The 23332-nt window shown below is 53.5% G+C and carries 22 protein-coding genes and 1 pseudogene; 8 read left to right on the top strand and 15 right to left on the bottom strand.

Annotated elements, in window-relative coordinates:
- Nucleotides 1–2 precede the first annotated feature (2 nt).
- Complete coding sequence (locus DU000_RS07575; protein ID WP_158529656.1) at nt 3–1022, top strand: FecR family protein; 1020 nt, start codon at nt 3–5, stop codon at nt 1020–1022.
- A gap of 2 nt (nt 1023–1024) precedes the next feature.
- Nucleotides 1025–2629: a ShlB/FhaC/HecB family hemolysin secretion/activation protein gene (locus DU000_RS07570; protein WP_114402732.1), complete on the top strand. Its 1605-nt coding sequence runs from the start codon at nt 1025–1027 to the stop codon at nt 2627–2629.
- A 100-nt stretch (nt 2630–2729) separates the two neighbouring features.
- On the opposite strand, the gene phoB is transcribed toward DU000_RS07570, so the two are convergent.
- Entirely contained in the window at nt 2730–3434 is a 705-nt protein-coding gene (phoB, locus tag DU000_RS07565) for a phosphate regulon transcriptional regulator PhoB (protein ID WP_114402731.1), read from the bottom strand.
- Nucleotides 3435–3485: 51 nt separating this feature from the next.
- On the opposite strand from phoB, the gene DU000_RS07560 reads away from it, so the two are divergent.
- From DU000_RS07560 to DU000_RS07535, 6 genes and pseudogenes are all read left to right on the top strand, one after another.
- Entirely contained in the window at nt 3486–3866 is a 381-nt protein-coding gene (locus DU000_RS07560; protein WP_114402730.1) for a gamma-butyrobetaine hydroxylase family protein, read from the top strand.
- A gap of 21 nt (nt 3867–3887) precedes the next feature.
- Entirely contained in the window at nt 3888–4628 is a 741-nt protein-coding gene (gene ubiE / locus DU000_RS07555; protein ID WP_114402729.1) for a bifunctional demethylmenaquinone methyltransferase/2-methoxy-6-polyprenyl-1,4-benzoquinol methylase UbiE, read from the top strand.
- 83 nt (nt 4629–4711) lie between these two features.
- Nucleotides 4712–5554 (top strand): Tim44 domain-containing protein, encoded by an 843-nt coding sequence (locus DU000_RS07550; RefSeq protein WP_114402728.1) that lies wholly within the window; start codon nt 4712–4714, stop codon nt 5552–5554.
- Between the two features lie 224 nt (nt 5555–5778).
- A complete protein-coding gene (locus tag DU000_RS07545; protein ID WP_158529655.1) occupies nt 5779–6507 on the top strand; it encodes a ubiquinone biosynthesis accessory factor UbiJ in 729 nt (242 codons plus the stop codon).
- Nucleotides 6504–8105: a ubiquinone biosynthesis regulatory protein kinase UbiB gene (gene ubiB, locus DU000_RS07540; RefSeq protein WP_114402726.1), complete on the top strand. Its 1602-nt coding sequence runs from the start codon at nt 6504–6506 to the stop codon at nt 8103–8105. The genes DU000_RS07545 and ubiB overlap by 4 nt, the downstream gene beginning before the upstream one ends.
- A 27-nt stretch (nt 8106–8132) precedes the next feature.
- Nucleotides 8133–9529: pseudogene (locus DU000_RS07535) on the top strand (high affinity choline transporter 1); the annotation flags it as partial.
- A gap of 168 nt (nt 9530–9697) precedes the next feature.
- Here the strand turns inward: DU000_RS07535 and hslU are convergent.
- The 14 genes from hslU to dapF all read right to left on the bottom strand — a co-directional run bounded on the left by hslU (nt 9698) and on the right by dapF (nt 23311).
- Complete coding sequence (gene hslU, locus DU000_RS07530; protein ID WP_114402725.1) at nt 9698–11053, bottom strand: ATP-dependent protease ATPase subunit HslU; 1356 nt, start codon at nt 11051–11053, stop codon at nt 9698–9700.
- Between the two features lie 61 nt (nt 11054–11114).
- Complete coding sequence (gene hslV / locus DU000_RS07525) at nt 11115–11651, bottom strand: ATP-dependent protease subunit HslV (RefSeq protein WP_114402724.1); 537 nt, start codon at nt 11649–11651, stop codon at nt 11115–11117.
- A 72-nt stretch (nt 11652–11723) separates the two neighbouring features.
- Nucleotides 11724–13328, bottom strand: coding sequence for an STAS domain-containing protein (locus tag DU000_RS07520; protein WP_114402723.1), 1605 nt, complete (start codon nt 13326–13328; stop codon nt 11724–11726).
- A 194-nt stretch (nt 13329–13522) separates the two neighbouring features.
- Nucleotides 13523–15619 carry a TonB-dependent receptor gene (locus DU000_RS07515; RefSeq protein ID WP_114402722.1) on the bottom strand — a complete coding sequence of 699 codons (2097 nt, stop codon included), beginning with the start codon at nt 15617–15619 and terminating at the stop codon, nt 13523–13525.
- 71 nt (nt 15620–15690) lie between these two features.
- Nucleotides 15691–16014: a hypothetical protein gene (locus DU000_RS07510; protein ID WP_147266977.1), complete on the bottom strand. Its 324-nt coding sequence runs from the start codon at nt 16012–16014 to the stop codon at nt 15691–15693.
- Between the two features lie 133 nt (nt 16015–16147).
- Nucleotides 16148–16576 carry an RNA polymerase-binding protein DksA gene (gene dksA, locus DU000_RS07505; protein ID WP_114402720.1) on the bottom strand — a complete coding sequence of 143 codons (429 nt, stop codon included), beginning with the start codon at nt 16574–16576 and terminating at the stop codon, nt 16148–16150.
- 70 nt (nt 16577–16646) lie between these two features.
- Nucleotides 16647–17807, bottom strand: coding sequence for a CobW family GTP-binding protein (locus tag DU000_RS07500; protein WP_114402719.1), 1161 nt, complete (start codon nt 17805–17807; stop codon nt 16647–16649).
- 180 nt (nt 17808–17987) lie between these two features.
- Nucleotides 17988–19223, bottom strand: a complete 1236-nt coding sequence (locus DU000_RS07495) for a class I SAM-dependent rRNA methyltransferase (protein ID WP_114402814.1) — start codon at nt 19221–19223, stop codon at nt 17988–17990.
- Nucleotides 19224–19259: 36 nt separating this feature from the next.
- Nucleotides 19260–20291 carry a tyrosine recombinase XerC gene (locus DU000_RS07490; protein WP_114402718.1) on the bottom strand — a complete coding sequence of 344 codons (1032 nt, stop codon included), beginning with the start codon at nt 20289–20291 and terminating at the stop codon, nt 19260–19262.
- A gap of 2 nt (nt 20292–20293) precedes the next feature.
- Nucleotides 20294–20785: a type II toxin-antitoxin system tRNA(fMet)-specific endonuclease VapC gene (gene vapC, locus DU000_RS07485; protein ID WP_114402717.1), complete on the bottom strand. Its 492-nt coding sequence runs from the start codon at nt 20783–20785 to the stop codon at nt 20294–20296.
- Nucleotides 20786–20787: 2 nt separating this feature from the next.
- Nucleotides 20788–21030: an antitoxin gene (locus DU000_RS07480; protein ID WP_114402716.1), complete on the bottom strand. Its 243-nt coding sequence runs from the start codon at nt 21028–21030 to the stop codon at nt 20788–20790.
- Nucleotides 21031–21124: 94 nt separating this feature from the next.
- Nucleotides 21125–21703, bottom strand: a complete 579-nt coding sequence (locus tag DU000_RS07475; RefSeq protein ID WP_114402715.1) for a hypothetical protein — start codon at nt 21701–21703, stop codon at nt 21125–21127.
- A gap of 8 nt (nt 21704–21711) precedes the next feature.
- Nucleotides 21712–22404, bottom strand: coding sequence for a DUF484 family protein (locus tag DU000_RS07470; protein WP_114402714.1), 693 nt, complete (start codon nt 22402–22404; stop codon nt 21712–21714).
- Nucleotides 22405–22429: 25 nt separating this feature from the next.
- A complete protein-coding gene (dapF, locus tag DU000_RS07465; protein ID WP_114402713.1) occupies nt 22430–23311 on the bottom strand; it encodes a diaminopimelate epimerase in 882 nt (293 codons plus the stop codon).
- Nucleotides 23312–23332: the final 21 nt, after the last annotated feature.

The following is a 23332-nucleotide window of genomic DNA, read 5'->3' as shown; positions in this document are numbered from 1 at the left end:
TTATGTTTGCTCGGTTTATCTTGCCGTTATTTTTGGGGGTCTTATGCCCTGTTGGCGGGCAAGTGTCTGCGCAATCTAAAACTACGCGTTCTGCAGCTGAATCGAAGCCTGTGGCGTGGGTAGTTCGAGTGTATGGCGAAGTACTGGCTTGGGATAAGAACAAGGTATCTCGAGAGCTCAAAGTGGGTAGCCCTCTCTATCAAGAAGAGCTGGTTGAAACAGGGGACGAGGGCGCCTACGCCGTATTAGTATTTGAAGATGAAACGAAAGTGACTCTGCAACCAGAATCTGTCCTTAAGTTGCAAGTGCTGAATTATTTGGCTAAGCAGCCGAAAAATGGACAGTTCGTAACGGAGCTATTCCGCGGTGGATTGCGTATGCTGACTGGATTGATTGCCAAAGCTCGACCCCAGAATGTTCGGATTACAACACCGACCGCCACCATTGGTATTCGGGGTACGGGCTTTGATCTGAGTTGTACAAAGCGTTGTGCAGACCCAGATTATGTAAGTGATGACGATGATCCTGAAGAGGGGGCAGGTTTGTCTGCTCACGTCTGGCTGGGCAGCATTACTTTGGAGCCAGCAGCGACTTATCCAGCACTGTTAATCTTGCAAGGACAAAGCGCAAATTACAATCGGCCAAATATGCCGCCGCAAATTATCCCCTTGCCCCGCGTGCTCCAATTTAGCACTCCTCGACCAGATGGCGTCCCGGTCAATATGTCAAGTGTCGGGCCCCCTTGCGTACCTCGCTACGGGCAACATGGATACGCTAGTGGTGGCCCAGGCGCCCCCGCTGCGCCTGGGCTGTCACAGATGCCTCCTGATTTTTTGGGTGGCGGCATGCCTGCTACCGAGTCTCTTTCTGGAATGGGGTTTGTCGATCCAGATCGAGGTATGGCGGGATTGCAACAAGTTGAACGTGTGGCGAAATCTTTGCCTAAATATCAACAGATGCAAGCCCCATCGCGTGGGGAAGTGGCCCGAACCAGCGGGCATTTTCCCGTAAACTGTCAGTAATTATGATGAGCAAAACCACTTTCCTCTGCCGACTCCCGGTGTTTTCTTTTGTCGTGTTGTATGGCAGTTTCAGCTTGGCACAAAGCACGCCTACCCTACTCGCTCAGCCAGCAGAAATTCGATTCATGGTACAGCGCTTTGAAGTAGAAGGGGCGAATCCTCTTGATGCTGCCCGGACTCAAGCGATATTGCAGCCGTACACTGGCGAGCATGTCGGACTAGAGCGGCTGGATGCCGCAACCCAAGCACTGGAAAAGGCCTTGTTGAGTGCTGGCTATACCCTTCATCGGGTAGTTTTGCCTCCGCAGAGCACGGCGGGGGTCGTTCGTTTGCGTGTCGTGACATTTAAAATTGGGACAATTGCCGTGCGTGGCAGTCGTTTCTTTGACGAAAAGAATATCCGCGCCAGCCTACCCACGCTGCAGGCGAATAGTAGTCCAAACCTACTCAATCTATCGCGTGAATTGGCGCTGGCCAATGAAAATGCGGCGAAACAAGCTGCGATCAATTTACAGGAAGGCGAGCAACCTGACACGGTTGATGCGGTCGTGCAAGTGAAAGATCAGCGCCCTTGGAATGCGGTTATCGTCGCCAACAATACGGGAACACGCGAAACCGGTCGCACCCGCATCACCACGGCGCTGCAACACCACAATTTATTTAATCGCGACCATAGCTTGACCCTCAGCTACGCTTCGTCGCCAGAAAAAGGTCAAAACGTGATTCAGTATGCGGCGCAATATCGCATGCCGCTCTATAGTCTCGGAGGGAGCTTGAATGCAGCCCATAGCTATTCATCCACTGACAGTGGCGCACTCGGATCGGGCCTGAATATTACGGGCCGAGGGACGATCACCAGCCTCGGCTACACTCAGCAATTCGTCCCCAAAGGGCCTTATCGCTCCAACCTGAGCTTGACCATTGAAGAGAAATATTTCCGCCGAATTGAGTTGTTTGGGATTGAACTAAGTCCTGATGTGCGTGCCCGCCCTCTCACGCTGAGCTATCAAGGCCGCTATGAGTCGGCGTCGACCAGCTGGTTATTTAATACGGATTGGGTGCAAAACCTTTCTGGTGGCGGGGCGTCGAACACCGATGCAGCCTATAGTGCGGCCCGCGGGGCAACCAGTGGCCAGAAATGGGAAGCATATCGCGTTGGCGCGGATATCAATTTTCTCTTGCCCAAGGGGTGGATGCTCGCCAACCGTCTGCGTGGTCAGTACTCGCCGGACGCCTTAATTGCCGGCGAACAATTCGGTGTTGGTGGAGTGACGTCTCTGCGTGGGGTGGATGAGCGGGTGCTGAGTGGTGATCGTGGTGTCACTACATCGTTCGAGTTATACACACCAGCATATTGGAAAAATCGGCTGCGTTTTCTTGCGTTTATTGATATGGCACAGTTGCGTCGGCAACCAGCAGTCGCCCCACAACGGACGAACGAATCGATGCAAAGCGTGGGCTTGGGTTTGCGTTGGACGTTACGTCAGGATGTGTCTTTGTCGCTTGATTACGGAACGGTCACTCAAGGGGCTTATACGGTAGATAACACCCCAGATTTGCGTAATGGGGCCTACAAAGCCCATGGCGCACTTATTGTTAAATTTTAGCCATGCAGGTGTGATGTTACGCTGCTAATCCGCACAGCCGCTCACCGCCCTTGCCACCCATTGTTTAGCTTTGAGTGCGTTTAGCGCTCAATCTATTGCCTTAGACGCTTGGGGTAGCGGAGGTTGCACTGAGCCGATAGCCACTGCCGCGCACAGTCTCGATCAAGCTATCGTGGCCGCTGGGTGACAGCGATTGGCGCAGGCGACGAATATGAACGTCAACTGTCCGCTCCTCGACAAAGACATGATCCCCCCAGACTTGATCCAGGAGTTGATTGCGCGAATGAACGCGCTCTGGATGGGTCATAAAAAAATGAAGCAATCTGAATTCTGTGGGGCCAATCTCTAGTACTTGGCCATTGCCTTGCACTCGATGGGTAATCGGATCAAGCCGTAAGCCGGCAACTTCAACCGTATCATCCGTGAGCTGGGGGGCGCGTCGTCGCAACACCGCTTTGATCCGAGCCAGTAACTCTTTAGGTGAAAACGGTTTGGTAATATAGTCGTCGGCGCCGGCTTCCAGCCCATCCACCTTATCTTGTTCACTGGTACGAGCGGTGAGCATGATAATGGGCACCCCTCGGGTCCGCTCATCTTGCCGCAAATGACGGGCAAAATGGACTCCGCTCTGACCAGGGAGCATCCAGTCCAGTAGCACCAGATCGGGCAGCTCTGCGCGAACCAGAATGGTGGCTTGCTCAGCATCCGTTGCGCGCAGGACTTTATGGCCGGCGAAGCTAAGATTAACGGCGATTAACTCCGCAATCGCGGGTTCATCTTCCACAACGAGTATCGTACTAGGCATGGCTTGATCTATACATTTGGCAATAATGAATCGCGAGTTTATTAAATAATCATGACGGAAATGTTACAACCGATTGATATTGTGCTGCATACTCAGTCACAAGTCCTTGAAATTACCTTTCAATCCTCGATTGAAGGGCAACCCCTTCGCTACCGACTCCCTGCAGAATATTTACGGGTTTACTCGCCCTCTGCAGAGGTCCAGGGCCATAGTCCCGAGCAGGCGATCTTGCAGACAGGCAAACGCCAGGTCAAGATCACCGCAATAGAGCCGGTAGGGCATTACGCGCTAAAGTTGATTTTCTCGGATGGCCATGACACCGGGCTATATACTTGGCCTTATCTGTATAAATTGGGTCACCAACAAGAGGCACGTTGGCAAGACTATTTGCAACGTCTCGACCGGGTCGGTGCGAGTCGTGACTTGTCATAGCACCACGCAATAAGGATATGTATGAGTGAATCACAAACCCATTTCGGGTTCAAAACCGTCTCTACCGAAGAAAAAGCCAGCAAAGTTGCCGAGGTTTTTCATGCCGTTGCGCAGAAATATGACGTCATGAATGATGTGATGTCCTTTGGCTTACACCGGCTCTGGAAGGCCTTTACTGTTGGGCGGGCTAACTTGCGCCCGGGGATGCGTGTGTTGGACATTGCGGGGGGCACGGGGGATTTGGCCCGTGCGTTCAGCCAGCAATTAAAGGGGCGAGGCGAGGTGTGGCTCACTGACATTAATGAATCAATGCTGCGGGTGGGGCGGGACCGTCTTTTGGATGAGGGTAAACTAAATCCTGTAACACGCTGCGATGCTGAGAATCTGCCTTTTCCCTCGGCTTACTTTGACCGCGTGAGCGTTGCTTTTGGTTTGCGCAACATGACGCATAAAGACGCGGCGCTGGCCGAAATGTATCGGGTTTTGAAGCCGGGCGGCAAGCTCTTGGTTCTGGAGTTTTCGCAAGTCTGGGCGGCACTCCAAAAACCCTATGATGCCTATTCATTCAAAGTTTTACCCTGGCTGGGGCAAAAAATTGCGGCCGATAGCGCCAGTTACCAGTACTTGGCTGAATCGATTCGAATGCACCCCAAACAAGAAGAATTAAAAAAAATGATGGAACAAGTCGGCTTTTCTCTGGTCGAATATTTCAATCTCAGTGCGGGTGTTGTCGCATTACACGAGGGAACAAAACTTGACTAGTCAAACCCGAGCAATTTGCCTAGACAGGTTCTAGACAATGGTTAGGGCGGTACTGCTAAGGAATAAACGAAGAGAGGAATCGTATGAAACAGTTTTGCTTAATGCTGTCAGTGATTGTATTGACGCTCGGCCTCGGGTTGCAAGAAGCCCAAGCCAAGCGGATGGGTGGTGGGAAATCGGTAGGCAAACAGTCTAATGTGACACAGCGCCAAGCAGAACCTGCTCGCCAGCCAGGTGCGCAGCAAGCGGCACCTGCCGCGAACCCTGCGGCGGCACAACCGCAACGTAATCGTTGGCTCGGTCCAGTGGCTGGCTTGGCTGCCGGCCTTGGCTTGGCTGCGCTGGCTTCGCATTTTGGGTTTGGTGAAGAGCTGGCCAGCATGATGCTTATGGCATTGATTGGCATCATTATTTTTGCTGTGATCGGCTTCATTATGCGTCGCCGCATGCAGCCTGCCTTAAACCCACAAGGCCCTGCTGGTCAGTTTGAGCGCCGCGCGATGACTGATGTTGAGCAACCCATGCAATATCAGGGTGGTGCGCCAGTGGCTGCAGATGAGCAACTCGACGAAGCCGCGTTTGTTGAGCACGCCAAACGCTATTTCACTCGCTTGCAGGCAGCGTACGACAAAGCAGACTACGATGCCTTGCGTGAATTCACCACGGCTGAAATGTTTACTGCGCTCTATGCCGAGATACAAGAACGTCAAGGTAAAGCTAATCAAACCGATATCTTGCAGCTCAATGCCGTCTTTTTAGGTTTGGAAAAGTTCGGGGGTGAGTATACCGCCAGTGTTAAATTCGGCGGGCTGGTGCGGGAAGACAAAGAGGCCCCCGCGACAGCCATCAATGAAGTGTGGCACTTTAGTAAACCCGTGAAGGGCGACGCTGGCTGGGTCTTAGCAGGGATTCAGCAAGCTGAGTAAGCTCAACTAGTCTAGCGAGACCTTGTTAACAGAGCTGGGATTTTCCCAGCTTTGTTTTTTACTGTTAGCGGACTGCTGATGGAAAGCGAGCGACCAAAGAGAAATCAAGTGCTGTGTAAGAGCGATACCCAGTTTCTCTGTCAAAATAGATACCGTTGCGATTTTTATTCGGCCAATAAAGGGCTATTCTCAAGCCCACCCTCGATACCTACATGGATCAATTTATGTCCCTTGACGCTATCCTTGGCAAGCTACCGGGCGTTGACCCGGCCCAAATGACTGCATCCATGCTGCAAGGGGGGGCTGCCATTGCACTGCGTTTGGTCAATCACGTGTTACAACAGGAGCCCTGGGCGACAGTGGCGCTACAAGCGCATGCAGGCAAGATAATTCAATTGACGCTCCCACGGGCGATGTGTGTCTGTTTTTGCATCAGTGCGCAGGGTTTGCTTGAGCCAGCGCAATTACCGACTGAGCGTGCCCCGACGCTGAGTTTGCGGCTGCGCGAGCAAGATTTAAGTGCTTGGTTGGCGGCCGCTGCCGCGCCACAAACGCCCCAATTAATGCGGCTGGTCGTGCTGGACGGAGATGCCGAGTTAGCGCAACTGATTGGCAAACTGGTACAAACCTTGCGTTGGGATATTGAACACGATCTGGCGCAGTGGTTGAGCCGGTTAGGCCCATTGGGTGCGCCTCTTTTGCCGTGGTTGACGCCCGCATTGGCTACTTTGCGCAAAGGGGCGACCGAGGTTAGGTTGAGTTGGCAACGATCGTTTGAAACTGTCCAAGACTATGTGGCGCATGAACAAGGGACGCTATTGACTCGGCAACAATTCCACGCTTTACCAGCACAGCTACAAGATCTACGCGAACGGCTGGATCGCCTCGAAAAGCGGGTTGTTCGGCAAGAGTCTCGGCAGAGTCCTCACACCACGATCGCGGGGGCCGCGTGAAAGAGTGGCTTGGTAACGCCTTACGGCTCAGCAAAATTTTAACGACCTTGCTGCGTTTTGGTCTGTTGGAATTCGTTGCTGCACAAACCCGACCAAGCTGGTTGCGTCGGGGGTTGGCTGTGTTGGGATATTGGCAGAACCAGTGCGGCCCAAGAGGCCAACGCTTAAGGCTCGCACTGGAAAGTTTAGGCCCTATTTTTGTGAAGTTTGGCCAAGTCCTTTCAACCCGCCGAGATTTACTGCCGCCTGATATCGCCGATGAATTGGCCCGTTTACAAGATCAGGTACCGCCCTTTGCCAGCTCGCTTGCCGTGGCCCAAATCGAACGGGCACTCGGCCAACCACCAGAGACCTTATTTGCCGATTTTGATCCGACGCCAGTCGCCAGTGCCTCGATCGCGCAGGTTCATTTTGGCCGCATCAAGCATGGGCCAAATGCAGGCCGCGATGTCGCCATCAAAGTGCTGCGCCCAGGCATGTTGCAGATCATTGAGCATGACTTGGCCTTACTCAAAGTCGCCGCGCGTTTGATTGAAAAGATCTGGGCGGATGGCAAGCGCTTGAAGCCGCGTGAAGTGGTCGCTGAATTTGATAAACATCTCCATGATGAATTGGATTTGGTGCGGGAGGCCGCCAATGCCAGCCAACTCAGACGTAATTTTCAAGGCGCTGATTTATTGCAAGTGCCTGAAATATTCTGGGATTACACCACCAGCGAAGTGCTCACGATGGAGCGCATGCATGGGATTCCAATCGGTCAGATTGAGCGCTTACGCAGTGAAGGGATTGATTTACAGCGGTTGTCACGAGATGGCGTTGAGATCTTTTTTACGCAGGTGTTTCGAGATGGTTTTTTTCATGCAGATATGCATCCTGGCAATATCTATGTCGCGGATCGTGGCCCGCATCGAGGGCGTTATATTGCGCTTGATTTTGGTATTGTCGGAACGCTCACCGAATTTGATAAAGATTACCTGGCGCAAAATTTTCTGGCTTTTTTTCGGCGCGACTACAAGCGTGTTGCCGAAGCCCACATTGAATCCGGCTGGGTGCCTGCCGATACCCGTGTTGATGAACTGGAAGCAGCCGTTCGTGCATGTTGCGAGCCTATTTTTGATCGTCCGCTAAAAGAGATTTCCTTTGGTCAGGTCCTTTTGCGTTTATTTCAAACTTCACGTCGGTTTAATGTTGAGATTCAGCCGCAATTGGTTCTGCTCCAAAAAACCTTGCTAAATATTGAGGGGTTGGGGCGACAGCTCGACCCCGATCTGGATTTATGGAAAACGGCCAAGCCGTTTCTGGAGCGTTGGATGAATGAACAGATCGGCTGGCGCGGGTTTTCCCAGCGTATCCGCCATGAGTCAGCGTACTGGAGCAAATTATTGCCGCAGTTACCTCGCTTACTGCATCAGGCCTTGCAGCCCGCTACCGCAGCGTCATCACAAGACCTATTGCTGCGGCAGGTACTGAAAGAGCAACGGCGCAATCGGCGGCTCACTCTGGCGTTGATTGGTAGCGTTGTTAGTTTGACCTTGGTGCTTGCGGTTGCAACGTATGGGGTGGTTCGTCTTCTCTCTTATTTGGCTACGATGCCGTAGTCTCTTTTTCTAAGATAGAGCGTCGCTATGTTAATTTGGTTCGTAATTTTATATTTATTGATCTCGGTCGGGATTGGCCTGGCCGCCGCCACACGGGTAAAAAATACCAAAGATTTTGCGGTTGCTGGCCGCCATTTACCCTTGCCGGTGGTCACCGCAACGGTCTTTGCAACTTGGTTTGGGGCGGAGACGGTGTTGGGTGTTTCTGCTACTTTTGTCAAAGAGGGCTTGCATGGCACCGCATCAGATCCCTTCGGTGCCAGTATGTGCTTGATTTTGGCGGGCCTCTTTTTTGCGCGGAAACTCTATCGACTCAATCTGTTAACGATTGGCGACTATTTCCGTTTGCGTTACAACCGGGGAGTTGAAATCCTCTGCACCATTTGTATTGTGATTTCTTATTTGGGTTGGGTCTCCGCGCAGATCAAAGCCCTGGGGCTCGTCTTTAACATTATTACCGAAGAGGCAGTGTCACAAGAGCTAGGCATGATTATTGGTGCCGCGATTGTTCTAACCTACACCACCTTTGGCGGTATGTTGTCGGTCGCGGCGCTGGATTTTGTGCAAATGATTGTGATCATGCTGGGGATGGGATTTATCGCCATCTTGATCAGCGATCAGACCGGCGGCATGGGTAACGTCCTGGCGCAGGCTGCGGCACAAGGGAAGTTTGATTTCTGGCCGAGCGGCGGATGGGAACTGTGGGTGCCCTTTATTGGGGTGTGGCTGACGATGATGCTGGGTTCCATTCCACAGCAAGATGTATTTCAACGGATGACGTCGGCGAAAGATGAAGATACGGCTGTGCGCGGCTCTGTGCTGGGCGGCTCTTTATATTTTCTGTTTGCTTTTGTTCCCATGTTGCTGGCATTTTCCGCGATCTTGATTGATCCTGTTAAATTTGGGGTGTTGGTGCAGGAAGATTCACAGAAGGTCCTGCCGGTGCTGATTCTCGAACACACGCCTGTCTATGCGCAAATTATTTTCTTTGGGGCCTTGCTCTCTGCCATCATGAGCTGCTCGTCGGCCACGCTGTTAGCGCCCTCCGTCACGTTTTCGGAGAACATCATCAAAGGATTTTTCCCAAACATGCGGGATAAACGTTCTTGCGGGTGATGCGTGGGACATTGGTGATCTTTACCTTGTGTGTCCTGGCGTTTGCCCTGCACACCGATTCCTCTATCCATAAAATGGTTGAGAGTGCCTATAAGGTCACCCTGGTTGCGGCATTTATTCCGTTGTTGTGCGGTTTGTACTGGAAGCGGGCGACTACACAGGGCGCGCTGATGGGCATTGTGGGCGGCCTCTTAACCTGGATCCTGTGTGAGGTGTTTCAACCTAGCGATATTTGGCTGCCCCAGCTCATTGGGTTAGCCGTCGCCATCCTCGGTATGGTGCTTGGGTCGTTATTACCGCAGTGGATTGCAGCGCATTCAAAGCCGCCACACCATCCCTTGCATCACCATCACTATGCCCACCCTACGGCTTCTTTGCACCATGCAGCGGCCAACGCTGGTTCGCCGCAAGCAGCGGCAGGGCCATCCACGGGCGATCAACAATAAGCGCTTGGGCGGGCCTAGCCTGCCCAGTGCTTACAGAACATAGCGCGATAAGTCCTCGTTTTGGACCAGGTCTGCCAAACGCCCACGCACGAAGTCAGCATCAATCTCATAGGTCGTGCCGGTGTGCTGTTCGGCACTGAACGACACCGCCTCGAGCAGCTTTTCCATCACGGTATATAGCCGCCGTGCGCCAATGTTCTCGGTTTTTTCATTGACGCTATGGGCAATCTCGGCCAGTTGCGCCACCCCTGAAGGAGTAAACGTGAGCGTTACGCCTTCAGTCGCAAGCAGGGCCGCATACTGTTTGGTGAGACAGGCATCTGTTTTGGTCAGAATGTGTTGAAAATCTTCAATTGATAGTGAATCCAGTTCCACGCGGATTGGGAAGCGCCCCTGCAACTCGGGGATCAAATCGCTGGGTTTGGCGAGGTGAAACGCCCCACTCGCAATAAACAGAATATGGTCGGTTTTGATCACCCCGTATTTGGTGTTGACCGCCGTTCCCTCAACCAAAGGTAACAAATCACGTTGCACCCCCTGGCGAGAAACTTCGGCACCTTGCTCGTGGCGGCTGGTAATTTTGTCAAACTCATCAATAAAGACGATCCCGTTCTGCTCGACGCTTTGTAGAGCAGCGAGTTTCACTTCCTCATCATTAATGAGTTTACTCGCCTCCTCATCAATCAATTGTTTCAAGGCCTCACGGATCTTGAGTTTACGGGTCTTGGTTTTACCTTGGCCAATTTGATGAAATAGGCCTTGAATTTGCTGTGTCAATTCTTCCATGCCCGGTGGGGCTAGTACTTCCATTTGCGCGACAGGGGCAGCGACCTCGATATCGATCTCCTTGTCATCCAGTGCGCCCTCGCGCAGCTTTTTGCGAAACACTTGGCGCGCTGTGTTGTCTTTTGTGTCCGGGCTTGTGGCGTTGTCGGTGTCATGAGCAAAGCCAAACCCGCTATTGCGCACTGGCGGTGGCACCAGCACATCTAAAATTCTGTCCTCAGCGGCGTCTTCCGCCAGGCTCCGAACACGCTTGATAGCCTGTTCGCGGGCTTGTTTGATCGCAATCTCCGCGAGGTCGCGAATAATCGTATCGACATCACGGCCAACATACCCAACCTCGGTAAATTTGGTTGCCTCAACCTTGATGAAAGGGGCATGCGACAGTTTCGCTAAGCGCCGGGCGATTTCCGTTTTCCCAACCCCGGTTGGACCAATCATCAGAATATTTTTTGGGGTGATTTCGTGGCGTAAGGGTTCGGCAACCTGCTGTCGCCGCCAGCGATTGCGTAGGGCAATTGCCACAGCTTGTTTTGCTCGTGTTTGGCCAATAATGTGTTTGTCGAGTTCTGAAACAATCTCGTGCGGGGTTAATTGTGTCATTGTCTGGTCGTTGGTGAGGGGCGCGGCGCGTGCGGCGCACCCGGTTGATCTGTCAGTGCGATTAATCCAGCGTTTCGATTAAATGCTGCTGATTGGTGTAGATACACAAATCACCGGCAATCGTGAGTGACTTTTTGATAATCTCGGCGGGGCTGAGCGTGGTTTCTTCCAGCAAGGCGCGGGCTGCGGCTTGGGCATAGGCGCCGCCACTACCAATCGCCACCAGCCCTTGTTCGGGCTCCAAGACATCGCCATTCCCCGTAATGATCAGCGAATACTGCCGATCAGCCACCGCCAGCATGGCCTCTAAGCGCCGCAATAAACGATCCGTGCGCCAATCTTTGGCTAACTCAACCGCGCTGCGCAATAAATGCCCTTGGTGCTTATCCAGTTTGGCCTCGAAGCGTTCAAATAAGGTAAAAGCATCCGCCGTTCCACCCGCGAATCCTGCCAACACTTTGTCCTGGTAAAGCCGCCTCACTTTGCGTGCGGTGGCTTTAACGACGATATGCCCAAGCGTTACCTGGCCATCTCCCCCCAGCGCAACTTGCTGGCCACGTCGGACCGACAAAATCGTCGTGCCGTGATACTGTTCCATGATGTTTCCTATGCTGAGTCGATGAGTGGATTGCGGCTTGGGCAGCAATCAGGCGGACTTAATGTGTTCGCATTAAAGCTTGCGCAGATTAAGCGCAGCGAATTGATGGATGCCCATCACGATAAATAGGGCCGCTACCAGATGATTCAAGTCAAAAAACTCAACTTTTCGGCCACTGGCTTGCAAGCCGACGAGGGCATTTAACAGCGCACCGGCGGCGGTAAAGTCAACCCGCCGCAGGTTGCGGCAATCAATCGAGACACGTGCATTGGTTTCTGCGTAGGTCATCAGGCCGGATAGCTCTACCTCTGCATTGCCTTCTAATTCGCCACTCAAGCTAAAACTCTGGCCCCATTTAGTGGGCGCGGCTGCCTCAGGCGCGGTTTCATTGGCGGGCGTAGCGGCGGGTTCTGCTTGACTTGCTGCCGCCCCTTGACCAACCCGAATGTGTCCGACTGGGGTTTCCCAAGATGGAGGAGAAACCTCGTAGGTGATGCAATAGTTAATACTCGCTTCTTCAAATTCGGCTTGTTGATTGAGAATACGATAGACCTCAAGCAGCAACATCCACCCTGATTCGAGGGGGTCACGGCGTCCAGTCTCAACCGTTTCTAATAACTTCGCTAAGAGCGCGGGCAGCCCCAGTAACTGCAATTCAGGACGCCCATTTTTAGCCACTTGCCGCAGAAAGCCCAAGAGTGACTGACATCCTTCAAAGGTCACATTCCCAAGCTGCGAAAAATCGAGTGTCTGTTGCGGCTGCTTCTCGGCGAGGGACACGAGTTGGCTGACCACGGTATCAATTTTCTCGTCCAGCGCGGCGATAACGACGGCTTGCCCCGGCTTGACCACAGGGCCAGGGGTGACGGGTGTTTCGGTAACGGCACTGCCGGCATCCCAGGCGGGCGGCGAGATTTCAAATTTGCTGACAAAATCGATCGCAAGACCTTCAAAGTCAGCCCGCTTCCCCATCAGGTGATAGAGATCAAACAACATAAACCAGGCCTGCATGGTCGACGGCCCGATATCGTCTTGTTTAAGGGCACCCGCCAAGGCCATTGACGCAGCCAGTGACTGGCCGTTCGCATACAGAATGGCGACCTCTTCAACAATAGGAGCCACTTCAGTGGTGCTAATTTCTACCGACAGCGCGCCGGTTTCATCGCCCAAAATAATGGAAGTGGTCGCATCAAGCGGCGGCAGGGTCGAGGAGTGTTCTAGCTTGACCGCATTAATATCTTTCTTTGTTGGCATCGCCAAAACGCCCTCTTTGCCAGCATTCTTCACTGGCGGAGTCAGTGGGGCAGGGGTTTTTGGTGGCGGCGGTGGGGCGGCACCGAAATCCAAGGCCATTTCCGATTCAATGGCATCGATTTTCGCTTTCGTTGCGAGTGCTAGCTCGCGCTGTACTTCCGGGCTGACGCTGGGTCTGGTTCGTTTCGAACTGCTGCCACTGGCGCTACTGCTGCTGCTGCGGTTGCTGCTGCTTGTGCTACTGCGGCTGGCACTCTCCGGGCTGCGAATGCTGCGTTTTTCTTGCGCACGCCCCTCGCTACCATGGCTCGGTAACGGTTTATCGCGGCGGTCTGAGGTTTTTGAATTGGCTTCCGCTTTGCCTGGAACCTCATTTTTCGATGCGTCAGGTTTACTTGACTTACCGAATAACGAAAAAATCACCCTAGTCTCCAGTTGTCTTGTTCTATTGCTTGGCTGCAATCCGACAAATCAATAGCATTTCTACCTAGCTATTATACGGCTTGAGACAGCAAAAGCTTAAGCGACCAGGTGAATTACCCGTGCCAGGCGCATGGGATTGCTGCAGATGTGGTGTTTGCACCAAGCTTTAGCTGACCCATGCGCATCCTTTCGGGTTAAAAGCGGATCGTCCCGCCGATTAAGGCACTGCGCTTACCTAATGGCGCTTGGTCCTTCAGAAACGCGCTGTGGTAACGAATATCCTGATTCAGGAGGTTGTTAAAACGAATAAACCACTCCCAATCCAGGCCATTGATCGAGGTGCGGTAGCTGCTGTAAGCATTCACCAGCCAATAGCCTGCGGTGGGCAGTTCATTGGGCGCGATTTGCCCCTGCCCTTGCACTTTCTGAATATCCAGACGGCTGCTATAAGGTATTCCACGATACACCACGCTAACCATCTGCCGGCTGGGGGCGATACGAGGCAGGGGTTCGCCGCTGCTTGTATTGGTCGCTTTCACTGTATCGGCACGCCATTCCAGGTCGAGCGTGGTCGGTTGCCGGTTCAAGATACGCCAGCGGCTTTCTAGTTCGGCCCCACGGAAACGGGCACGAACGCCCTGGTAAACGAACTCATCCAGGGGGTCAGGCCCCGAGAGGTTGACATTGCCATTCCCGATCAACGCGATATATTGATCGAATCGTTGTTCAAATACAGTCACACTGCCGGTAACGACTCCTTGGGTTTTTCGCAAGCCCAGATCCCAGGCGCGCCCACGCTCGATACCCAGTTGTCGGTTGCCGATTTCCCAAGCATTGGTGGCGACGTGAGGACCATTCGCAAACAGCTCTTGGTAATTTGGCGCACGCTGGCTTATCGCATAATTGCTGGTGAGTATATAGCCTGGAATCACTTGCCAGTTGGCGCCCACTGCTTGGCTAAATGGCTTGAAATTTCGACTTTCCCCCGCCCCAAAGTTCGGGTTTTCACTGCTTTCACTGCGCACCCGGGAATACTCTTGTCGCAGCCCTCCGTGGAGTTTCAGCGCACCCAAAGTCCATTCTTCGTAAAGATAGAGTGCTTGATTTTCGTTGCGGGTGGTGGGTAAGTAGGCTTCTTCCCCCAGCGCAGAAAAGGAGAAGCGCTGCTGTGAAATCCCAAAACTGCCACGTAATCGACCAATAGGGGCATGTTGAATGTCGAGTCGTGTCTCACGCCCGCGATTTTTGAAATAGGTCCCCGGCGTGTTGTCTTCATACTCAGTATGGCGGTAATCATTCTCACTGTGCTTAAAGCGTAAGCGCTCGAACCAGCTATCGCCACGCCACTCCCCCACGATGTCTTGCCGCGATTGATGCACCCCAATCCTAACAGATTCTTCAGCGACGGTGCCATAGTTACTCTGATATTCGCTAACACTGGTCCCCAAATAGCCTTTGTCAAAAAAGGCCGTTGCCCCGAGCGCGCCACCTCGCGTATGAGAACTACTGTTGGGGAGAGAGCCGCGTCGCTCTTCTTCGCCCGCCGCCAGCGGGGCATTCATGCGCCGCGCTGCCGAGCGCACATAACCCGGAATTTTCAGATCGGCTGTTTGACGATCATAGACATCAGCATGCAGCCCGACCCTAGCATTGCTGCTATCCAGCCGCAGCACTTGGCTACGCTCACGCTCGGCACCACCATAGCGGGTGCTATACGCGCCTGCCAGCCCGAGATTTTTCTCGGTGGGAATACGCCCATCCAACACATTCACGACGCCACCTATCGCCCCGCCGCCATATTGCAGTGCCGCCGGGCCACGGAGAATTTCAACCCGCTCATACAATAATGGCTCCAGTGTGACGGCATGGTCTTGGCTGGCGCCCGAGGCGTCATTCGACCCCATGCCGTTACTCAGAATCCGCAGGCGTTCGCCGTCGAGCCCACGAATAACGGGCCGGCTGGCATTCGGGCCAAAATAGCTGCTGCTGACACCGACTTCACGGGCCAGGGTTTCACCCAGGCTGGATTGCCGCTCAGCCGCTAACTTTTGACCACTTAGCACCGTTACCGGGGCAGCCAAGGCATTCGCTTTATTGTTCAATGGGCTGGCACTTACCACAATATCACCCAGCGCAGCGGGCTCTTCTGCTTGTGCCAGGCTTGACCACAGCGGCAGGCTGAGCGCAGCAGCGAGTGCGATGAGGGCAGGGTTTAAGGGGAGATGAGACGGGCCAATTACGATAGAAGTCGACGACCGCGCCCTGACGCTCGCCCAGTGCGATGAAAACATACAATTCCTTTGCTAAACACACAGAAAACCCGCACGAGGTATTCCCCGGTGCGGTAATACGGAAGGTGTTGTTAGGAAAAGGAGGGCGGTGCGCGGGCTGGCGGCTGCCAGATTGGGGCTTGGGTTACGACTGTTGCCGCAGGTTTGCCAGGGCAAGCTGACAGGGCGGCGGTGCCGATAAAAAGCCGGGTATCCAGCGGTGGCGAATAATCGCTGGTAAGTGCATCAAGGGCTGCACAGGAATGCTCGGTTTCTGGCGTTGGCAGGTGGTCATCGCCATGGGAATGGGTCTCAAGTGCGGCAGCAGATTGATGCGTGACGGCGTGCGCAAACTTTACTCCATGCGCGATTTTGTGCGTCAGTGTTTGCCACTGCAGGGCAAATAGGGCGAACAACACCACTCCGAGCCACAATGGCAAGTGGTGGCGCTGATTACACAAAGACCAGGGAGGGCGGTGTTTTAGACCGAGCATGCTGCTTGGGAAACCGGCTGACAGCGTGTTGCTTTCAGCGAATCAGGAGAAGAGCTCAGTCCCCGTACATTTTCTGTTTAAGCTCGCGTCGCTGCTGGGCTTCCAGCGATAGGGTCGCGGTAGGCCGTGCTAGCAAGCGTGGGATGCCAATCGGGTCGCCCGTTTCCTCACAATAGCCATAGTCTCCGGACTGGACCCGCGCCAGTGCTTGCTGAACTTTCTTTAACAGCTTGCGTTCGCGGTCGCGAGTACGCAACTCTAAAGCATGCTCTTCTTCAATGGTGGCGCGGTCGGCGGGGTCAGGAACGATCACCGTTTCACGCAAATGCTCGGTGGTTTCATCGGCATTTTGGCGCAATTCGGCTTCCATTTGCTGCAGCCGTTTGCGGAAAAACTCCAGTTGGACTTCATTCATGTAGTCCTTTTCCGGCATTTTCAGCAGCTCTGCTTCTGTAATGTCTTTGATTTTTTTAGTACCGGCCATGTCATCTCCCACGCGTCAATCTCGATAAGTCTCTGGCGACTCGCGCACACCAGAAGCGGGGCATTATGACCTAGACCAGACATTGTTCCAAGCCCTTGATGAAAATTTCCTTAGGCAGGTCGCGGCCAATAAACACCAATTTGCTGTATCTTTTTTCATCAGCCTGCCAAGCGCGCCCTAAATCCGCGCCCATCAGCATGTGCACACCTTGAAACAGCATGCGGCGCTCGGTGCCGTCCATATACAACACCCCTTTATAGCGCATCATTTTTTCACCATAGACGTTCACCAGCCCACCCATGAACTCTTCAAGCAGCATGGGGTTAAAAGCACGGTCGGACTGAAAAACAAAGGACTGAATGTCGTCTAGGTGTGTATGGGCATGGTTGTGATCATGATGCTCATGGCTGCAATGGCCATGTTCGTGGTCGCAGTGGCTATGGTCACCAGCATCTGCGGCATGGGTGTGTGCATGATCATGTTCGTGACCGTGTTCGCAATGCCCGTGCTCATGATCGCAATCAGCATGGTCGTGGTCATGATTATGGTCATGGGCGTGTTCCTCGGCCCGCAAAAACTCTGGGCTGATTTCCAAAATCGCATTCAGATTAAAGCCGCGAATATCCAAAATCTCATTCACGGGCGTTTCCCCAAAATGCACGGCTTTCATCGGCGCGCGGGGATTCATGCGGGCTAGGCGCTGGCGCAAATGGGTTTGAGCGTGGCCATCAATCAAATCGGTTTTGGAGAGCAAGAGCCGATCCGCAAAGGCCACTTGTTCACGCGCCTCGCTATGTTCATCTAGCTGTTGCATGGCATGTTTGGCATCCACCACGGTTAGCACGCCATCTAGCATGTAGGCTTCGCCAATTTCGTCATCCATAAAAAAGGTTTGGCAGACGGGCGCGGGGTTCGCTAGGCCGGTGGTTTCAATCAGCACCCGGTCAAATTTGATCTCGCCTTTTTGACGCTTGGCGTGTAATTCTTTCAAGGTGCGAATCAAATCGCCGCGCACATTGCAGCAAATACAGCCATTGTTCATTTCAATAATCTGCTCATTGCTTTCTTGTGTGAGCAAATCATTATCAATTCCTTCTTCGCCGAACTCGTTCTCGATCACGGCAATGCGCTGGCCGTGTTGTTCTTTCAAAATCCGATTGAGCAGTGTGGTTTTACCCGCACCAAGAAAACCAGTGAGGACGGTGACGGGGACGAGGTTAGCTTCTGACATAATGATTCCGTTCAAAATAAAAAGACAAGAACATTTATATAAATTCATTTTTCGGGCGAATTGCGTTGTCACATGCTCGCTCAAGTCTCGCTGTACCTCTACGTACTATCTCGCCTTTCGCTCCGCGGCTCCTAGCACTTCATCCCGAAATTTTGTATTTCTATAATTGTCTACATATGGTTACACTTTTTGCAAAAGCAAGCCCTTGAGATATTCCCCTTCAGGATGCGTCATCCGCATGGGGTGGTCTTCCCCGGCGGCGAGGCGTTGCACCAGCAGCGCATCTTGGTAACTATCCACCACGGCACCCGCGACAATTTTCTGGAACAAATCCACATCAATCGCGCCGGAGCAGGAGTAAGTCAGCAAGTAACCCCCCGGCTTCACCAAACGCAAGCCTTTGAGGTTGATTTCCTTGTAGGCTCGCGCCGCTTTTTCGACGTGATGGCTGGAGGGGGCGAACTTGGGTGGGTCGAGAATCACGATATCAAATTGCGTGCCTTCAGCTTGCAGTTGTTTGAGCTGTTCAAACACATCGGCGCAGCGCCATTCCGCATGCGCTTCTGGAATGCCATTGAGCGCGGCTTGTTTTGCTGCAATCGCCAGCGCATCGCCAGAGGAGTCCACCGAAATCACTTGAGTGGCGCCTGCTTTGAGTGCAGCAAGTGAAAAGCCGCCGGTGTAACAGAAGCAATTGAGCACGGTGGCGCTGGGGCCAATCCGTTTGACCAAATCGGCCACTAGTTTGCGGTTGTCGCGTTGGTCCACATAAAAGCCGGTTTTATGGCCGTTCACAATATCCACTTCGTACTGGACGCCATCTTCTTGCACGGCCACGGCGGTGGGCGTGGCGTCTAGGTCTCCATGCAAAACGCCTTTAATGCTGGGCAAGCCTTCGCGCTGGCGCACGGCGGCATCCGAGCGTTCGTAGACTTGCGCGCAGCCGGTGATGGCGACTAAGGCTTGCACAATCTCAGCGCGCCAAGCATCGACACCGGCCGCGAGGAGTTGGATGGATAGCCAATCGCCGTATTGATCGACCACTAAACCGGGCAGGCCATCGGCTTCACCAAATACTAAGCGTAGGGCACTGCTCCGGTGACGTAGGTGGGCACGGCGACCAATGGCAGCAGCGAGTTGGGTGTGTAACCACGTAGCATCAATCGTGGCCTTGGGGTCAAAACTCCAGACCCGTGCGCGAATTTGCGAGTGTGGGCTGTAGGCCGCCCAGGCTAAAAAACTGCCGTCTGCCGCACATACTTTTACAGTTTGGCCGCTGTCAGGCTCACCTTTGTTGGGTATGCCTTTGATGCTGGCAATCCCTTGGCTGTAAATCCAAGGGTGACGGCGTTTGAGCGATTTTTCTTTGCCGGGCTTGAGCGTGAGCGTGGGCGTGATGGTTTGGGATGCGTTCATGATGAGTGACAAAGGCAGCGCAACCGGCTGCAAAAGTTAATCTTGTTTTTTGGCGCGTGGGTGCGCCGCATCGTAGGCTTTAGCTAAGTGCTGCCAATCTAGCCGAGTATATATCTGTGTGGTGCTGATATTCGCATGGCCGAGCAATTCTTGCACGGCACGCAAATCGCCACTGGATTGCAAAATGTGTGAGGCAAACGAGTGCCGCAGCATGTGCGGGTGGACATGGGTGGGTAAGCCCGCACGCTGTGCCATCAAGGCCAATCGCTGGCGTACCACGACCGGCGAAATCCGCAAGCCCCGCGCACTTAGAAATAAGGCTTCCTGGCAGACAACGTGCGGCCATTGGGCGCGGGCGCTGAGCCATTTTTCTAATGCCGCGAGGGCCACACTGCCTACGGGTACGGTGCGCCGTTTTTGCCCCTTCCCGACGACCGTGACTAAGGCGGCAGGCATATCCACATAGCCGAGCGATTGATAGTCGCGAGTTTGAATCGGCTGCACGTCTAGCCCTACCAACTCACTAATCCGTAAGCCCGCGCTGTAGAGCAGTTCCATCATCGCTTGGTCGCGGCACAGCACTGAGTGATCATCCTCTACTGTCTCCACACCTTCTACCTCCTGCTCGCTAAGGGCTTGCGGCGAGGGTGAGCGGGTGGGCAGATGAGTGGGTGAATTAAGGAGTTGCTGCGCCATATCGGCGCTCAGGGCCTTGGGTAAGCGTTGCCCGGTTTTGGGTGCGCGCACGCCTTGCACGGGGTTGTGCGTGCATAAGCCTTGTTCGCACAGCCAGGTGAAAAAGCCACGCCAGCAGGAGAGCATTGCCGCAATGGTTTTACCATCTGCGCCTTCTGCATGGCGTTTGCTGGCCCACAGCCGAATGTCGTGCTGGGTGATATCGTGCCACGCCCTGTCAGCGGCTTTGGCTTCTAAGAGGCCGAGGTCGCGCGTGTAATTAGCCAAGGTGCGGGGTGATAAGCGGCGCTCCACGCGGAGATGCGTGAGGTAGCGCGCAGGTGTGGGTGAGTTGGGGTTGGGGGCAGCAGCGGGGGGTAGTGAGGTATCCATGTCTACACCCAGTTTTCAATCTGTAGCTTGGGAACCCGCTTAAATTCTTTTTCGTTATTGGTGACGAGTATCCAGCCGTTCGCACGGGCATGGGCGGCTATCCATAAATCATTGTTGCCAATAACTTGCCCTTTTTTCTCAAGGTGCGCGCGGATATCACCGTAGTGTTCTCCCGCATGATCGGGTAGAGGGCAAACCTCAATTGTTTGATTAAGCTGTGCGAGTAAATGCTGTGCCTTACTCTTAGCCACACTTTTTTGCACACCAAAACAGAGTTCGCCGTAAGTGATAACGGACATGGCAAGCTCTGCGGCAGTATGTTCGGCAAAGCGTTCTCTCACGCTGACAGGAGCATGCTTGGCGATGTAGATGCAAATATTGGTGTCCAGTAAATAGCGCAGTTGCTTAGGAGGTTCGCTACTGAGGTAAGTTGCCTGACTTTCTCTCACTGCGCGCGCTTTGTTTGTTTTGGGTAAGGCGCGACTAGCTGGCATATTTACAGCGCCTCTCGGTTTTGCGGTGCGCTATCGTTACGTTGGGTTGCGAGGAAGTCATCTGGAATGGCGTCCGCGAGTGCGCTCAGTGCATCAAACGCCGCTGCGGCATTGGCGGGGCGTTCGCGCAATACAAGCTCATTCCCTCGCCTAAAAATCTCTACTTGTTCGCTATTGAGCCGAAATTCTTTGGGCAAGCGCACGGCTTGACTATTGCCCGAGATAAATACCTTTGCATAATTCATTACCACCTCCTTGTATATACTTTAAATATATACGTATCGCGAATTGGTGGCAAGGGAAATACAAGCGGTTGTTAGTAGGAGGTGTGTTGGATCGTTATTTTTGATTCAGTACGCTATGAAACCCGGCTGCCCCTTGCTGCAAATAGGCTTGCTTGAGGGCGTTGAGTTTTTCGGCATCCAGCGCGACAGCCGGCTTGAGCTGCAAGCTTGCTGGCGTGGGCATCGCAGCGAGTTGTGCCTTGATGGTGGCTAGGCGGCTATGGTGCGGTTGCGCTTCTGTTGCTGTAGGTTGTTCAGCTTGGTGCAGCCAAGTCTTTAGCCAAGCATGCTCGGGCAAGAGTAAGGCTGCAATCGCCTCCCGATGTGCCAGCAAGGCGGGTTCGGGTTTGAGCAAGACCAGCCAGGCCATGAACAAACCACCACGCCAGTCATCAATGGTGACCGCGATGTCACGCAGCAGCTCATTTGAGGCAATGGTTTGAAATAATTTCAGGCGGTAATACTCATCCAGTGGCTCGGCGCGCACCGTGGGATATTGCGCGAGGGTGTCGCGATGGGCTGCGCCCGCCTGAATCACCGTGTCGAGATAGTCCAGGCTTTTTTGCGCGTCCCCCAATGTCTCGTAGGGGAAGCGCTCCCATACTTTAATCACGTCGTGTTGGTGATAGTGCATTGAGAGGGTCAGTCAATCAGGCGCGAGAGCACCGCACTGGCCAACTCGGCAATGCGCTGTAAATACAAGGTGCCCATTTCATCCGCAAAGCGCTCGGGGTCTTGCGAGGCCAGCACGATCAGGCCAAATGACTCTGCCGCATCGGGTTGGCGCAGGGCTAATAACGCTAGAGATTTCGGCGCTGGCGCATTTTCGCCCCCCGGCAGCCATTGCGCCACCCCCAGTTTTTCAACATCAGTATTATTTTCCACGATGCCGCAATACGGTGTGGAAAGGGCATTAGCAAACAAAATGGTATCAACCGCGACTGGCGCAGCGCAGTCGAGATGCGCATAGTTTTCCTGCACACCCCATAACCGTAACGCAACGTCCGGTAAGGCAAAGAGTTTAATTAATTCTTGTGCGACGACCATGGGGATATGGGCGTTATCCTGTACGCGGACAATCGCATGGGTCCAGCGATGCAGTTTGTCAGCGGTTTGGTCATTTTCCCGGCCAAAGTGTAATAGCTGACTGAGTTTGAGCTCCAGTTGTTTATTTTTTTCTCGCAAGGTTAGATTCTGGCGCTCCACCAATGAAATGGCTTTGCCCGCGTGTGGGCCCGGTACAGTGAGGGTTGCCAAAAGCTCATGGTGTTGCGTGAAAAAATCAGGGTGGGCGAGTAGATAATCGGTAACCGCTTGATCGGTGAGCGTTGTCATAGTAAGCCTGTCTCTCGGTAAATGATTAATTGTTATTGAAATTGTTGTTGAATAAGGCGTCAGTTTCAAACTCGCCACTAAACACGTTGGCGGTCGGGCCGGTCATGGCGACTTGTTCACCTGGCCCAGCCCAGGCAATTTCTAAAATACCGCCACGGGCTTGCACTTGCACCGGGCTTTGTAGTTCCCCGCGTTGAATGCCAGTGACGACGGCGGCACAGGCCCCCGTGCCGCAAGCGAGGGTTTCGCCAGCACCACGTTCATACACGCGCAATTTCACGTGATGTGGGTCGAGCACTTGCATAAACCCAACGTTCACACTTTTAGGGAAATTGGGTAGTGCCTGCAAGCTGGGGCCAATTGTTTGCACGGAGGCGGTTTCAACATCTGCAACCTCAATCACCGCATGGGGGTTACCCATCGACGCTACGCAAAAAGGCGTATCGGCATACTGTGGGTGGGTGTATTGCGTGGTGTTGCCAACCTCGGTCGTGCTTAAGCCGGTGGCGTCAAACGGAATATCGCTTGCGGTAAAACGCGGGACGCCCATTTGCACCGTCACACGCCCAGCCTCATGTAATTGCAAGGTCAGAATACCGCTGAGGGTTTCAACCTTGATGGTGGTTTTATCAGTTAACCCCTGGTCATGCACAAAGCGCACAAAACAACGCGAGCCATTGCCACAGTGCTCCACTTCGTTGCCATCGGCATTCATGATGCGGTATTTGAAATCAATCCCGGGCAGGGCGCTGCGCTCTACCAAGAGCATCTGGTCGGCGCCAATGCCGAACTGGCGGTGCGCGATTGCCTGCCACTGTGCGGGCGTGAATTGAATGGATTGATGGATGCCGTCAATGACTACAAAGTCATTGCCAGCGCCGTGCATCTTAGTAAATTTGATTTTCATAAGCGCATTATGCAAGAAAAC

This window comes from Parvibium lacunae, assembly GCF_003335215.1.
Taxonomy (GTDB): domain Bacteria; phylum Pseudomonadota; class Gammaproteobacteria; order Burkholderiales; family Burkholderiaceae_D; genus Parvibium; species Parvibium lacunae.
This window is presented reverse-complemented; position numbering and strand designations above follow the sequence as displayed.

Bases quoted from the DNA above. Each gene is read 5' to 3' on its own strand.
- DU000_RS07475 (WP_114402715.1), bottom strand. From the start codon at position 21,703: ATGCACTATCACCAACACGACGTGATTAAAGTATGGGAGCGCTTCCCC.
- DU000_RS07500 (WP_114402719.1), bottom strand. From the start codon at position 17,807: ATGTCAGAAGCTAACCTCGTCCCCGTCACCGTCCTCACTGGTTTTCTT.
- dksA (WP_114402720.1), bottom strand. From the start codon at position 16,576: ATGGCCGGTACTAAAAAAATCAAAGACATTACAGAAGCAGAGCTGCTG.
- DU000_RS07515 (WP_114402722.1), bottom strand. From the start codon at position 15,619: ATGTTTTCATCGCACTGGGCGAGCGTCAGGGCGCGGTCGTCGACTTCT.
- DU000_RS07545 (WP_158529655.1), top strand. From the start codon at position 5,779: ATGTCCCTTGACGCTATCCTTGGCAAGCTACCGGGCGTTGACCCGGCC.
- phoB (WP_114402731.1), bottom strand. From the start codon at position 3,434: ATGCCTAGTACGATACTCGTTGTGGAAGATGAACCCGCGATTGCGGAG.
- DU000_RS07470 (WP_114402714.1), bottom strand. From the start codon at position 22,404: ATGACAACGCTCACCGATCAAGCGGTTACCGATTATCTACTCGCCCAC.
- ubiE (WP_114402729.1), top strand. From the start codon at position 3,888: ATGAGTGAATCACAAACCCATTTCGGGTTCAAAACCGTCTCTACCGAA.
- vapC (WP_114402717.1), bottom strand. From the start codon at position 20,785: ATGCCAGCTAGTCGCGCCTTACCCAAAACAAACAAAGCGCGCGCAGTG.
- DU000_RS07575 (WP_158529656.1), top strand. From the start codon at position 3: ATGTTTGCTCGGTTTATCTTGCCGTTATTTTTGGGGGTCTTATGCCCT.
- DU000_RS07490 (WP_114402718.1), bottom strand. From the start codon at position 20,291: ATGGATACCTCACTACCCCCCGCTGCTGCCCCCAACCCCAACTCACCC.
- DU000_RS07560 (WP_114402730.1), top strand. From the start codon at position 3,486: ATGACGGAAATGTTACAACCGATTGATATTGTGCTGCATACTCAGTCA.
- DU000_RS07495 (WP_114402814.1), bottom strand. From the start codon at position 19,223: ATGAACGCATCCCAAACCATCACGCCCACGCTCACGCTCAAGCCCGGC.
- hslV (WP_114402724.1), bottom strand. From the start codon at position 11,651: ATGGAACAGTATCACGGCACGACGATTTTGTCGGTCCGACGTGGCCAG.
- hslU (WP_114402725.1), bottom strand. From the start codon at position 11,053: ATGACACAATTAACCCCGCACGAGATTGTTTCAGAACTCGACAAACAC.
- DU000_RS07570 (WP_114402732.1), top strand. From the start codon at position 1,025: ATGATGAGCAAAACCACTTTCCTCTGCCGACTCCCGGTGTTTTCTTTT.
- dapF (WP_114402713.1), bottom strand. From the start codon at position 23,311: ATGAAAATCAAATTTACTAAGATGCACGGCGCTGGCAATGACTTTGTA.
- DU000_RS07480 (WP_114402716.1), bottom strand. From the start codon at position 21,030: ATGAATTATGCAAAGGTATTTATCTCGGGCAATAGTCAAGCCGTGCGC.
- DU000_RS07550 (WP_114402728.1), top strand. From the start codon at position 4,712: ATGAAACAGTTTTGCTTAATGCTGTCAGTGATTGTATTGACGCTCGGC.